The organism is Nostoc mirabile CHAB5784 (genome assembly GCF_020829645.1).
Classification (GTDB): domain Bacteria; phylum Cyanobacteriota; class Cyanobacteriia; order Cyanobacteriales; family Nostocaceae; genus Nostoc; species Nostoc mirabile.
This window is the reverse complement of sequence record NZ_JAIVFS010000043.1, coordinates 15,733-31,023: the sequence shown is the minus strand read 5'-3', so window position 1 is coordinate 31,023 and position 15,291 is coordinate 15,733. Positions and strand designations below refer to the sequence as shown.

General features: G+C 43.6%; 6 protein-coding genes. All 6 read left to right on the top strand.

Going from position 1 to position 15,291, the window contains the following annotated elements:
- Positions 1-8: 8 nt before the first annotated feature.
- Positions 9-9,716 carry a non-ribosomal peptide synthetase/type I polyketide synthase gene (locus tag LC653_RS24540; RefSeq protein ID WP_308189135.1) on the top strand — a complete coding sequence of 3,236 codons (9,708 nt, stop codon included), beginning with the start codon at positions 9-11 and terminating at the stop codon, positions 9,714-9,716.
- 555 nt (positions 9,717-10,271) lie between these two features.
- Positions 10,272-10,970: a hypothetical protein gene (locus LC653_RS24535; RefSeq protein WP_229497331.1), complete on the top strand. Its 699-nt coding sequence runs from the start codon at positions 10,272-10,274 to the stop codon at positions 10,968-10,970.
- Positions 10,960-11,895, top strand: a complete 936-nt coding sequence (locus tag LC653_RS24530; RefSeq protein WP_229497330.1) for a TniQ family protein — start codon at positions 10,960-10,962, stop codon at positions 11,893-11,895. Before LC653_RS24535 ends, LC653_RS24530 begins: the two co-directional genes overlap by 11 nt.
- A 636-nt stretch (positions 11,896-12,531) precedes the next feature.
- Positions 12,532-12,927 (top strand): hypothetical protein, encoded by a 396-nt coding sequence (locus LC653_RS24525; RefSeq protein ID WP_229497329.1) that lies wholly within the window; start codon positions 12,532-12,534, stop codon positions 12,925-12,927.
- Positions 12,928-13,022: 95 nt separating this feature from the next.
- Positions 13,023-13,973, top strand: coding sequence for an RpnC/YadD family protein (locus tag LC653_RS24520; protein ID WP_229497328.1), 951 nt, complete (start codon positions 13,023-13,025; stop codon positions 13,971-13,973).
- 81 nt (positions 13,974-14,054) lie between these two features.
- Positions 14,055-15,290, top strand: a complete 1,236-nt coding sequence (locus LC653_RS24515; protein ID WP_229497327.1) for an AIPR family protein — start codon at positions 14,055-14,057, stop codon at positions 15,288-15,290.
- Position 15,291: the final 1 nt, after the last annotated feature.

The window sequence follows — 15,291 nt, the reverse complement described above, 5'->3', positions numbered from 1 at the left end:
CAATGGAGATGATGAATTTTTTCAAAAATGATATCAGAGAATCAGATATAGCCATTATTGCCATGTCTGGGCGTTTCCCTGGAGCGGAAAATATAGATTGCTTTTGGGAAAATTTGTGTTCAGGCGTCGAGTCGATTTCTTGGTTCTCCGATGAAGAACTTCTCATGAATGGAGTTCATCCAGAACGGCTGCAAAACCCCAACTATGTCAAGGCTAGCGCCTGTGTGGATGACATCGAATTGTTCGATGCCAATTTCTTCGGCTTTAATCCCAAAGAAGCTGAGATACTTGACCCGCAACAGCGCCTTTTTTTGGAATGTGCTTGGGAAACCTTGGAACAAGCTGGTTATAACCCCCAAACCTACACCCGTTCAATCGGCGTTTATGCAGGGGTGAGTGCAAGTGATTATCAGCTCAAAAATCTTTATCTAAATCCGGCTGTCTCCAGGACAGTCAGCACATATCAATTAATGCTGGCGACGGAAAAAGATTTTCTGCCGACAAGGGTAGCCTACAAGCTAAATCTTACCGGGCCAGCAGTAAATATTCAAACGGCTTGTTCAACTTCCTTAGTCGCCGTACATATGGCTTGTCAGAGTTTGCTAAATGGCGAGTGCGACATGGCTCTAGCTGGCGCTGTTACTATCACCATTCCCCAAAAGGAGGGTTATTTATATCAAGAGGGTATGATTTTATCCCCTGATGGTCACTGTCGCGCCTTTGATGCCAAAGCACAAGGAACTATTGGTGGCGACGGTGTGGGTATTGTCATGCTCAAGCGTGCCACAGATGCGATCGCAGACGGAGACTATATCCACACCATCATTAAAGGTTCCGCCATTAATAACGATGGCACGAACAAGATAGGGTTTACAGCGCCCAGTGTTGAAGGCCAAGCAGCAGTTATTGGAGAAGCACAGGCGATCGCGGGTATAGATCCTGAGACAATCACCTATATAGAAGCCCACGGTACAGGAACAGAACTTGGCGACCCGATTGAAATTGCTGCCCTCACCAAAGCTTTCCACAACAGTACCCAGAAAAAACACTTCTGCGCTATTGGCTCGGTGAAGACAAATATAGGGCACCTCGATACGGCATCCGGTATGGCGGGTCTAATTAAGACAGTTTTGGCTCTTAAGCACAAACAAATTCCTCCAAGTTTACACTTTGAAACCCCCAACCCAAAAATTGATTTCGCTAACAGTCCCTTTTACGTCAACACTAAGCTGTCCGAATGGAAAACTGATGGCACTCCTCGTCGGGCTGGAGTTAGTTCTTTTGGCATTGGAGGTACAAATGCTCATGTTGTGCTGGAAGAAGCTCCAGTTTTAGAGAAGAGAACATTTGACGAAACACACAGCACAAGACCATATCAGTTATTAGTGCTATCTGCTAAAACAAGTTCGGCTCTGGAAACAGCAACCAGCAATCTTATCGAACACCTCACGCAACATCCCAACCTCGATTTGGCAGATGTAGCATACACTCTCAGTGTTGGTCGTCGAGCTTTTGCTCATCGGCGTATTTTGGTGTGTGATCAATTGGGAGAAGCCGTTACGGCTCTGAGTTCCCAAGCAGGCGAACAGGTTGTCACAGATTATGCCCCATCCTCAGAGTGCCCGGTCATATTCATGTTTTCCGGTCAAGGTGCTCAATATGTCAACATGGCGCGAGACATTTACCAGAATGAAGCCGTCTTTCGGGAACAAGTCGATTATTGTGCAGAACTACTGCGACCAGAATTAGGACTGGATTTGCGCGATATTCTTTACCCCGATTCTGACTTCACGGACGAGGCTGCCCAACAATTGCAACAGACAGCGATTGCTCAACCGGCTCTGTTTACCATTGAGTACGCGCTGGCAAAACTCATTGAATCCTGGGGAGTTCGTCCCCAAAGCTTCATTGGTCACAGTATCGGCGAATACGTCGCCGCCTGTTTAGCTGGCGTCTTCTCCCTTGAGGATGGGCTATCCTTAGTGGCAGCACGAGGGCGAATGATGCAGCAAGTATCTGGTGGAGCCATGCTCGCCATTCCACTTCCAGAACAAGAGGTACAACCCCTCTTAGGCAAAGAACTCTCAATAGCTGCAATTAACGGACCATCCCTTTGCGTGGTTTCCGGCTTAAAAGAAGCAGTTGAGGTTTTAGAAAATCAATTAACTCAACAAGGTTTAGAGTGCCGCCGTTTACATACATCTGGTGCCTTCCATTCCCAGATGATGGAACCTATCTTGAAGCCGTTTGCAGAACGAGTCAAACAAGTCAACTTAAATCCTCCACAAATTCCTTACCTGTCCAATGTCACAGGAAATTGGATTACGGAAGCTCAAGCAACAGATCCCGACTACTGGGCAAAGCACTTGCGCCATACAGTGCAATTTGCACTCTCGCTGGAAGAGTTGTTGAAAGAACCCGACCAAATTCTCCTGGAAGTTGGTCCGGGACAGACGTTGAGTACACTGGTCAAACGACACCCCAGTAAAGTAGCCTCACAGGTGGTGCTCAATTCAATGCGCCATCCGCAACAAATCGGCTCAGATGTAGCGTTCTTGCTGAATACCTTGGGACAACTGTGGTTGGCTGGCGTCAACATAGATTGGTCGGGATTCTATGCCCAAGAGCAGCGTTATCGCGTCCCCTTGCCGACATATCCCTTTGAGCGCCAGCGTTACTGGATTTCACCCCAAAAACAGGTAGATTCTATCGGCGTAGAGCAAGAGAAATTAGATGTTGCGTCTGCACCAGGCAAAAAGCCAGACATAGCTGACTGGTTTTACATTCCATCGTGGAAGCGCTCCCCGCTACTAGCCCATCAACTAGACGAGACATCAATTCTCGGCAACGTACTGGTGTTTACTGATGAGTGTGGGTTAGGGGAAAAACTTGTGCAACGACTGGCACAAGAAGGTCATCCGGTAGTTGTTGTCAAAGTTGGGGAATCGTTTATTAAGCAAAGCGATTACCTTTATATCCTAAATCCTGAACAAAGCAATGACTACGACACCTTGCTTTCGGGACTTCATGCCTTGAATTTGCTCCCAAACAACATCATTCATTTGTGGAGTGTCACTCAGAACAATTGCGCCGAATTCAATTTGGAATCGGTTGACAAAGCTCAAGACTGTGGATTCTACAGTTTGCTGTATCTTGCACAAGCCCTAGGAAAACAGAACTTTACTGACGAATGTCAACTCACCATCGTTTCCAATAATATGCAGGAAGTGGCGGGAGAAGAATGGCTATGCCCGGAAAAAGTAACCTTAATTGGACCTGTTAAGGTAATTCCGCAAGAGTACTCTAATATAACCTGTCGTAGCGTTGATATTGTTATTCCCCAATTAACCTGGAAACAAGAAGTACTGCTCGACCAGTTACTGCATGAACTAAAAGCAAAATCAGAGGATTCGGTTATCGCCTACCGGGGAAATCATCGTTTTGTGCAAACCTACGATCCAGTACGATTAAAACAGTCTGGCAACGAAATATCGCGCTTGCGGGAAGGAGGGGTCTATCTGATTACAGGGGGACTCGGAGGTATTGGATTAGTACTGGCAGAACATCTAGCTAATACCGTAAGAGCCAAACTCATTCTAACAGGGCGTTCGGCTTTTCCTAACCGTTCCGACTGGGAACAATGGCTAGCTACTCATGATGAGCAAGATGAAATCAACCGTAAAATTCGGAAAATACAGGAACTCGAAGCCAAAGGAAGCGAGGTGTTCATTGTTTGCGCTGATTTAGCCGATCAGTTACAAATGCAACAGGAGATTGCCAAAGCAACAGATAGCTTCGGCAAAATCAATGGCGTTATCCACACGGCTGGTGTTCCGGCTGGTGGAGTCATTCAGCTAAAAACACTCGAAATGGCGTCAGGCACTCTTGCCGCAAAAGTCAAGGGCACATTGGTTCTCGATAGTATCTTGAAGAACATGGAGTTGGATTGGTTTGTCCTGTGTTCATCACTGACCTCTGTCCTGGGAGCATTTGGACAAGTAGACTATTGTGCAGCCAACGCTTTTTTAGACTCTTTTGCTCATTATAAGACCAACCGAGATGGTACATTCACCGTCTCTATAAACTGGGATGCTTGGCAGGAAGTGGGCATGGCAGTAGAAGCAGCGAAGCTCTGGGCTTCTGGCACAAAGTTTTCCCCCACTCGGTTAACAGAAAAAACAGTTTCTTTTTCGGAGAAGTCTTCTGGGACAACCACGCCAACACCCTTATTTGAACAACTCCTTGAGCATGGGTTATTGCCCGCAGAGGGCGTAGAGGTTTTCCACAGGATTTTGTGTAATTCAATACCTCAGGTTCTCGTTTCAACACGGGATTTAGAGATTGCAATAAAGCAAGCCAAGGGGGAAACCAAACTTAAGCAACGTCAGGATTTAGAGGAGTCTGCTGTGGACTCCCAATCAAGAAGTCCACGACCAGCATTGACAAATGCTTATGTGGCTCCTAGAAACGAATTGGAGCAAACAATTGCTCAAATTTGGCAAGATTTTCTGGGGATTGAGTTGATAGGAATTTATGATAACTTCTTTGAGTTAGGTGGAGACTCCCTCTTAGGGATTCAGCTGACTTTCAAGTTAAGCGAAACTTTACAGGAGAAAATTTCTCTCAATAGCTTCTTGAATGCCCTTACCATTGCTGCACTGGCTGAATTCATTGATAAGGCAGAGCTTGTAAAGTTGCTGCAAAAAAAGAGCAATGCAATTGATACTTTTATACCCCAGGTGCCTGTTTCGCTCCAGAGGAACTTGCCTCTCTCTTTTGCCCAGGAAGGACTATGGTTCTTGAGCCAGTTAGAGCCAACTAACCCCTTCTATAACGAAGCAGTAGCTCGGCGACTTCATGGTTCTCTGAACGTTGTCGCTTTAGAAAAAAGCCTCAATAAGATTATCCAACGCCACGAAATTTTACGTACCTACTTCGCAACAGTTGACGGACAGCCCATTCAGGTAATTGCTGAAAGCTTGACCTTGATCATGCCATTAGTAGATTTGCAATATCTACCATCAAGTGAAAGAGAAATCTCTGTCCAACGATTCGCAACGGCAGAAGCTCAGCGACCCTTTGACCTCGCAAGTGTTCCTTTAATTCGAGTTACTTTGCTTAAACTCACAGAGATAGAACACGTATTGCTGCTAACAATACACCACATTGTATCCGATGGTTGGTCATGGGACATAATTGTACGAGAGTTGGCAACTATTTACTCAGCCTTGTGCAATGATTTATCCCCAGAGCTACCAGAGCTATCGATTCAGTACAAAGACTTTGCGGTTTGGCAGCGGCAGTGGTTAACACTAGAGGTACTTTCGTCTCAACTAGCTTATTGGAAGCAACAACTTGAGGGTGCGCCAGCTTTATTAGAACTGCCAACTGACCGAGTGCGACCTTCAATTCAAACATATAGGGGGGCGCATCAACGAATGGCACTCTCTACGGAGCTTACTCTGGCGCTAGTGAGTTTAAGTCAGCGGCAAAAAGTCACCTTGTTTATGACGTTATTGGCAGCGTTTCAAACATTGCTTTACCATTATACAGGGCAGACTGATATCTGTGTAGGCACGCCGCACGCTAACCGCTCACGCTCCGAAATTGGTTCATTGATTGGATTTTTTGTCAATATTTTAGTGCTACGCACTGGTTTGTCGGGCAACCCGAGTTTTGAGGATGTACTCTCAAGAGTCCGGGACGTAACGCTTTTAGCCCATGCCCATCAAGACTTACCCTTTGAGAAGCTAGTAGAGGAATTAAAGCTAGAACGTGACTTAAGCTACACACCACTGGTGCAGGTGATGTTGGTACTTAATGTGCCGATGCCCCAGATACAGATGGCAGGCTTAACGGTGAGTCCTTTACCAATAGAAACCGCTACGGCAAAGTTTGATTTAACTTTATATTTAGAGAACACTCCCTCTGGACTAATCGGGACATGGGAATACAATACTGACCTGTTTGATGCCAGTACGATCGCTCGTATGGCCGGACATTTCCAGATCTTACTTGAGGGAATTGTAGCTAATCCTCAACAGAAGGTTTCCTCTTTGCCTCTCCTCACAGAGCAAGAGCGGCACCAGCTACTGTGGGAGTGGAACAACACCACAAGAGAGTATCCCATAGATAAGTGTATCCACCAGTTGTTTGAGGAACAAGTGGAGCGATCGCCTGATACCATTGCTGTGGTCTTTGAAGATAAACAGTTGACCTACCGAGAGCTGAACCAACGGGCGAACAGAATAGCACATCACTTGAAAACTTTAGGTGTGGGACCAGAAGTTTTAGTGGGAATTTGTGTAGAGCGATCGCTGGAGATGGTAGTGGGATTGCTTGGCATCCTCAAGGCTGGTGGTGCTTATGTGCCCTTAGACCCAACTTATCCAACTGAGCGCTTGCACTATATGCTAGAAGACTCCGGTGTGCAAGTGCTGCTAACTCAAGCTCAGTTAGTAGAGTCTCTTCCCAAAAATAACGCACGTGTCGTCTGCTTAGACACCTCGGAGCGAGCGATCGCTCTATTGAGCGAATCAAACCCAATTAGCGGAGTGACACCCGATAACCTTGCTTACGTCATCTACACTTCCGGGTCTACCGGAAAGCCTAAAGGAGCGATGAACACCCACCAAGGGGTTTGCAATCGCCTGCTTTGGATGCAACAAACCTATCAATTAACGGCGGCAGATTGCGTTTTACAGAAGACTCCTTTCAGCTTCGATGTGTCAGTTTGGGAATTCTTTTGGCCATTATTGACTGGAGCGCGTTTAGTTGTAGCAAAACCGGGTGGACATACTGATAGTGCTTACTTAGTCAACTTGACGCTAGAGCAGCAGATTACCACACTGCATTTTGTCCCTTCCATGCTCCAGGTTTTCTTAGAAGAACAGGGTCTGGAAAGGTGCAGTTGCTTAAAGCGAACGTTCTGTAGTGGCGAAGCACTGCCAAAAAAACTCCTTGAACGCTTTTTTGCTCGCCTGAACTGCGAATTGCACAATCTCTACGGTCCAACAGAAGCGGCAATCGATGTCACCTTCTGGCAATGCCAACCAGAGAGTAATTTAAGGACGGTGCCTATTGGTCGCCCGATTGCCAACACGCAGATTTACATTTTAGATCACTATCTCCAACCTGTTCCTGTGGGAGTTGCTGGCGAACTATACATCGGTGGTGATGGCGTGGCGCGAGGCTACCTCAACCGTTGCGATTTGACGACTGAGAAATTTATCCCCAATCTCTTTAGCAATGAACCCTCTTCTCGCCTCTACAAAACAAGTGACTTAGCCCGTTATTTACCCGATGGTAACATCGAATTTCTAGGTCGCATTGACAATCAGGTCAAGATTCGCGGCTTCCGTATTGAACTTGGCGAAATTGAGGCAGCGCTAACACAACATCTGGCTGTGGGGGAAACTGTGGTAATCCTCCGAGAGGACGATCCTGACAATAAGCGTCTGGTAGCATATATTGTCCCTGACCAAAACTATGCTTTTCCAATTTTACAACTACTTCGTTTTAAAAACAAAGGTCTGCTTAATGAAAGATTACTCCATGAGTTGCCGAATGGCATGGTGATTGCCCATCTGAATAAAAACGAGACAGAATTCGTCTACAAAGAACTTTGGGAGGAACAGGCTTATTTAAAACATGGCATCACTATCAATAAAGGGGATTGTATTTTTGATGTGGGTGCCAATATCGGTCTGTTCACACTCTTCGTGGGTCAAATCTGTAAAGATGTTTCTATTTACGCATTTGAGCCAATTCCGCCTGTTTTTGACCTACTACGCATAAATACTGAAGGCTATGGCTTAAATGTCAAGCTATTTAATCTTGGTCTTTCCAACGAGACAAAGAGTGACACTTTTACGTATTATCCCCAAGTTTCCGTAATTTCTGGACGCTTTGCTGATGCTGATCAAGAGCGAGAGGTGATCAAATCTTTTTTGCTCAAACAACAAAATATTGTAGCAAATGAGACAGCACTATCAAGTCAGGCAATTGATGAACTGCTAGCAGAACGATTGCAGAGTCAGCAATTCACTTGCCACTTAAGGACAATTTCTGATGTGATTGGTGAGCATGGCGTTGAGAGGATCGATTTGCTGAAAATCGACGTGGAGAAAAGTGAGCAGGACGTGCTTTCTGGCATCCAGCAAGAGGATTGGCAAAAGATCCAGCAGATAGTTGTAGAGGTTCATAACATCGACGGCAGGTTGGAGGAGATTGCAGCACTGCTCAAAAAACATGGATACGACCTAACTATTGAGCAGGATACTTTACTGGAAGATACTGGACTCTATAATATCTATGCGAGACGACCATCCATAAACCAGTACCTGCCAGAAGAGCGTGGTAGCAAGTTAGTCTGTGATTCTGTAAAACCGACTTGGAGCAGTTCGAGTTTATTACTCAGCGAGGTTCGCCGCTTCCTGCAAAAGAAGCTACCCGAATACATGATGCCAAACACTTTTGTGATGTTGGATGCCCTGTCACTAACCCCCAACGGCAAGGTAGACCGTCGCGCCTTACCAGCACCAGATAGCTCACCTTCTGACTCAACCAGCTTTATCCCTCCCCGCGACACAGTTGAACAGCAACTACAGCGCATTTGGTCAGAAGTTTTGCAGCTTTCCACTATTGGAGTTCACGATAACTTTTTTGAATTAGGCGGTCATTCGCTTTTAGCTGTACGCCTAATGGCTCAGATTCCGCAGCACTTTGGTCTAAATCTTCCTTTAGCGACACTTTTGGCTAGCCCGACTATCGAACAGCTTGCGAGTTGTCTTCGAGCATCAGCAGATTCCTTCTCGTGGTCTCCCTTAGTAGCGATTCAGTCTAGGGGTGACAAAAGACCATTTTTCTGCGTGCCTGGAGTTGGTGGAAATGTGATTTACTTGTATGAGCTAGCGCGTCATCTTGGCCTTGACCAACCCTTCTACGGTTTCACTGCAAAAGGTCTGGATGGCGAATCAGAGCCTTTCACACGGGTGGAAGACATAGCCGCCTACTATATTGAAGCAATGCAGACTCTTCAGCCAAATGGTCCCTACCTGCTGGGAGGGCATTCCTTTGGAGGTGTAGTTGCCTTTGAGATGGCACAACAGCTACGAAAAATGGGACATGAAGTAGCTCTAGTTGCGATTATCGATGTTCTTGCGCCAATTGTTAGTAATAAGCCGAATTGTTCCGATGAAGAGGAGGCAGCAAATCTCTTTGATTTTGCCAGCTACATTGAATACATGTTCTCCTTGAACTTAGAGGTATCCAAAGAAACTCTTGCTAACTTGACTACTGAGGAGCGATGGCACTATCTCAAAGAACGGTTAATACGGGTCAACTTGTTACCACCTGATGCAGGAATAACATTAGTTCGGGGGCTAGTGCAAGTATACATGGCGTCCCTGAAAGCCCATCGTACTTATTTGCCTTCGGGAGTGCTTCCAACTCGTATTGCCCTTTTCCGTGCCCAAGATGTTGATGTCGTTGAGGATACTGATGCAGTTCAAAGTGAGATGCTAAAAGAGCCGACCTTGGGTTGGAAGGAGATTTCTAGCACTGTAGATGTTCATGTTGTTCTGGGGAACCATATGACCATGATGCAAAAGCCGCACGTACAGGTGTTAGCCGCGCAATTACAAGTCGCGTTAGAGTGTAACCAGACCCAAAAATTGTCAGGGTCTGGAAGCATAAGCGAGGATTTTAGGGTCTGAAACCTTATTGTTGCGTTAATTAATTGTCAGCAAGTCCAAACTAACGGAAGCATAACTTGTCCTAGTACGCAAAATGGAAGCATAAACCGTTCCGTAAGTGCAGATATTTTTTCTTAGTTAAGTAATACTTGTGTAGCTTTTCATGCTTAATAATAGTTGGGCATAAAAACAAGATATATCAATACTTTCAACAATTAGAGTCGAACAATTTTACGTAGTGCTTACTTCAACGACAATCGTCAAACAAGTAATGCTTTAAGTGTGAAGGTTAAGAATAGATTATCAACAAAATAATGGGGCAACTTTAACAAAAATTAATTGTCTAATTTATGACTGAGGCTTACTAGTTATAACTGAAGAATTATTGGGAAATTCACCACTATTTTTGGCCAATTTAATCGACAACGTTGCTTATATGCACTGGCAGAAGCACCAGAGCTAATTGAAAATAAGATAAATTATGGAACTTCGGGCGTATATCATAATTCTGATGGTCAATTAATAATTAAACCAGCAATTTTAGAGACTGAATTAGGATGGGCACTAGAGCAAGCTTTGAAACAGAGAAGACCGAAAATATTTTTTATTGATGAAGCGCATCATTTATTAGCTGTAGCTAGTGGAAGAAAACTAACAGACGTACCTGAAGCAATTAAATCATTAGCTTCTCTCACTCAAGTTTTGCATGGATTAATTGGAACTTATGATTTACTAACCCTTCATGATATAGGCGACCAATTAAGTAGACGTAGTATTTATGTTCATCTGCCTCGTTACAATGCCGAATTTATAGAAGATAGAGAAATTTGGCACTCAGTAATTTGGAATTTTCAGTGTCAAATACCAACAAAAGAGCCACCAGATTTTCTATCGCATTGGGAATATTTGTATTCACGCAGCTTAGGATGTGTTGGTATCCTCAAAAATTGGTCAAGAAATGCCCTTGGAGAAGCATTAAATGAAGATGCTCCTACTGTTACGCTCAAACATTTAGAGAAAAGGGCTTTATCAGTTGGTCAATGTCGAAATATTCTCAAACATATTAAACAAGGAGAAGCTAGATATGCAGAAATTGAAGGAAAGATAGAAGAGTTATATCAAGACTTAGGTTTACGCTGTCCACCTATATCCAAACATCAAACAACCTCACAACCTGAAATAAAATCTCAAGATATTGAGCCGAAAAAACGAAGAAAATTACTGGAAATTCGTAAGCCAAGACGAGATTCAATAGGGAGCGAAAATGCAGTTTGACAAATTAACCTTATATCGAAGTTATGATTTGCATACTCCAGATATCCCAGAACGTAGTGTTTTATATTTTTTAGAGCCAATTAATATTGGAGCTATTGAATGTGAAAGTTTAATTAGTTATCTCATTCGTTTAGCTGAGGTTCATTGCGTTACCCCGGATAAATTAATCAAGCATAAAATCTACCCATTTTTTTGGGGGCATGATGACTTATCGGGATCTTGTAAGGGAATTGTTGGTAGGACTTTTACAAATCGTTCTCATATCAAGTTACTAAACTTTAGTGGTTGGTATACATCTAAATTAGTTGAATCTCTAGAAATTCTCACTTTACGTAGTGATTTAACCTGTCTAACTATGATGCATTGGCATGAATTAATAACTTATGTTTATTTACTTCGTGATTGCAAAGCTTGGTGCCCTTTATGCTACAGCTATTGGCATCAAAATAAATTACCTATATACGAACCATTACTTTGGTCTTTTGAGCCAGTTGCAGTATGCCCCCAACATCATTATCCTCTAATTACACAATGTCCTCATTGCAATCATAAATTACCTATCATAGCTCCTAACTCGCGGACTGGATATTGTAATCATTGTGGAGAATGGTTAGGAAATTTAGAGAAATATCATATCAAATCAGATGGATTATATCACTCAGAAATCGCATTACAATCAGAGCTAATTAAGATTCTTGGTTCATTAATCGCTTTTAACACTAAAGTATTTGAGTCGGAAACTACAAGATTTTACAGACAAATTATTGCATATTTTCAACTGAAAGAATTATCAAGCCTAGAATTATCAAACCATCAAATTTCTCAAAAACGAATACATAAATGCATGAGCCATATAGAACATACTATTGAAGATTTCTGGAAGCTATCATCTAGAGTAGCTTTGGAAAAGTCCTCAAAAAACTAGAGATGGACAAAACCATCTTGCAGAAATTAATTTTTTGATTTATAAAATTGTTTTGTTGGAACCATAATTTGTCCAATAGCTGATTGGAAGCAAAAGATGTCCTTTTCTGCCAAGTTATCGTTCCAGTGACAATAGCCGTCAAAAATCGAATTATTTGATTGCAGCAGCTGATGTCTATGAAAATTTGACAACAATTTGTTGTCAAAATTCGCCGCCTGAAGATTTGACAACAAATGGATCACAAATTTTGCCCACTAGCGAAGGGCCATTGGTGACAGGTTAAGGCAAAATTAGTTTTGTCAATAGTAATTACGCTATAAATCAGCCGCTTAATAAAGTAACAAATTAAGCTTTGTACTGGGTTTTGAGGGTAAGAATAAATGATGCTTTTAAATTTAACGCGATCGCTAGCTTAAAAATTGTGTTTTCTACCCCAATTTATCCCATAATTTTAAGCACTATTGCTTATTGACAAATTGTTCATGACCTTAACCTGTCACCGATGGCGAAGGGCAAGTCCGACCCATAACAAAGCTAGAACCTCAAGAACAGTGGGAGGTATGGCAAACCGCAGTAGAACTTGCAGGCGGGAAAGTACCGACTGGTAGAATCGTCAAAGATGTGGTGCAGCGCATAATGGAAAGGACGAAAGTACCAAACACCTACCAAATCGGCGAAGTCTGCCAAATCATAGTCAAAGACAACCCGGAACTCAGAGGCAGGGGTGGGTGTTGGGGGATTGTCAGCCAAGTAAATGAGTTCAGTTGCACTGTCAAAACCTGGGATGGGGAGTACACCGTTGGCTTGCAGCACCTCAAATCTTACAATTACCTCCCTGCCGAGTGTGAGCAGACGCGGGAGATATGCGATGCCTACGGCGGGCTACGCCTACGCATCAATCGGGTGTATTCGGGTGCGTTGGAGGAGTCGGTGCAGAAGTTTTTGGAGTCGCTGGGTCAGCTGAAGCGGGCTTATTTGACGGATTTGGAAGAGAAAACATTGAGTGTTTTGGAGTCTGAAATCATAGTTTAACTCTTCGTTTAGGGGTTTAATTCAAGAGCCTAAAATCATACACTGGCTCACAAGTAGTAATACAATCAAGGGCGTGAGTTCGCCCTGGAACAAGTATGACCGATGCCAGCCCCCAAACGGAATATGATTCGCCGTGGAAACAGATACTACAACTGTATTTTGAAGACTTCATGCTGTTTTTCTTTCCCCAAGCACATGGGGAAATAGATTGGACTCAACAGCCTGAGTTCTTGGACAAAGAATTAGAGCAGGTGGTGCGCGATGCCGAACTGGGGAAGCGACTAGCAGATAAGCTGATAAAAATATACCGCACTGGTGGCGAAGAATCCTGGATACTGATACATCTAGAAATCCAATCCCAGTCAGAATCTGATTTTAGCGAAAGGATGTTTATCTACAACTACCGCATCTACGATAGATATAAGCGATCTGTTGCATCGTTGGCAGTCCTGGGTGATGAGCGTATTAACTGGCGACCGAATCAATTTGGTTACAGTCTTTTTGGCTGTACGATAAATTTCCAGTTTCCAGTTGTCAAATTGTTAGACTATCAACAAAGACAGTCTGAGCTAGAAGCCAGCCGTAACCCTTTGGCGACTGTGGTGATGGCACATTTAGCAGCAGTACAAACCAAGAGCGACAGGTTACAACGTAAGCAGCAGAAACTAAGTTTAGTGCGGAGATTGTACCAGCAGGGATTTGAACGTGAGGATGTTCTAAACTTGTTGGCTTTTGTAGACTGGGTGTTGACACTCCCCCAAGATTTAGAGCGAGAGTTTCTTTTTGAAGTAGAACAAATAGAGGCAGAGCAACGTATGCAGTATGTTACTTCTTTTGAACGCAGTGGTATCCGGTTAGGACTATTAGAAGGGATTGAATTAGGTTTAGAACTCAAGTTTGGTGCTTCTGAACTGTTTATCATGGAAGAAGTTTCTCAGATTTACGATATAGAACAATTACGGGCAATAAAAGAACAGATAAAAACAGCCACGACAATCGAAGAATTGCGTCGAATAATCCGGTCAGAAACCGAAACGCAGTCATAAGTGACAGTGCGGCTCCAAAAAGTGTCCCGAAAAATTTTCCTCTGGTTAACATAGAAATTCCCCTTTCCTTGCAAACAAAGTATGCCCAAGACCTGGAACCTAAAAATAGATAATTATTTTCAAGCCAATCCCAATTGCATTATCGCCACAGCCCATGTAGACAGCTTCCCTATAGACCTCCCCTTAGAACCCAACATTCGGGAACCAAACCGCAAAAGCGCAACCTACAGACAAATCTTCGACTCGCTGACGACCGAACCTGCAAAATTCTTCTCTCGCCACAGTGGAATCGTTCTGTCAGCCAATAAAGCTAACAAGAGCAAAAACAAAACTGAACTCGAACTGGAAATTTTAGAAGCCTCGGAGGGCGGTAGTGATGGAATTATCAACGGTGGGCATACAGTTTTAGCATTTGAGCAAGCAAAAAATTACAACTACAATTTAACCCAAGCCAGAGTAAAAGTTACGATTCACATTGGACTAACTGAAGAATCAGCCAAAGATATAGCCCTGGCTTCAAATACCACAACGCCAGTAGATTCTCGCTCCAAAGTTAACGCCAGAGGTGATTACAAATTTCTCAAGCAGTATTTAGCTGACTTAGAACAGAAAGAAGATAGAAAATTCCGCATCGCCTACTACCAAAACCAAAGCGGCGCTCCCAGAAACGCTCAGTGCAATGTCACCCATTTGCTGAAGCTGCTTTACTGCCTCGACAGAAATAAATACAATCCCGACGGCAATAAACGAACCAAACACCCAGCAGGGATGAGTCTTCCAAGTAACATCACAGACGCAGAAAGGGAAAGATTAACTGCTTTACTGCCTCTGCTTTCTCAAGCTTTGTGGATAGAGCAAAGACTCTATGAAATAATTCAAGACCATATCAGCAATCCCAGAAGGAAGGGTAGTAACGATTTAGCTTCAATAGATATACGTAAAACTACGTTATTGCCTGATAGCAAATACTCTTTCGGGTTTGGTGCGCCAACCGACTTGGCACTACCGATAATTGCGTCCTATCGGGTATTTTTGGATAAAGACTATAAATGGATTCTGCCGTTTAACGAATTCGCAGAAGATTTCCTCCAACACCTGTGGAATAACTACTTCCGTAAGTACTTGGTGTCGGAAAAAACAGCAGGAAATACAGTTGGCACAAAAATCAGCCGCAATCAAGAGATTTGGGAAAGTTTGTATATCTCGGCGCAAAGTTATCTAAATCAGCACTTGATACAAATGGTCAACTCCAGTAAGGAAGAAGAACCGAAGGTGACACAAGGTAGAAAAGGGCGTTTGCAAGCAGGTAAAAAATAAG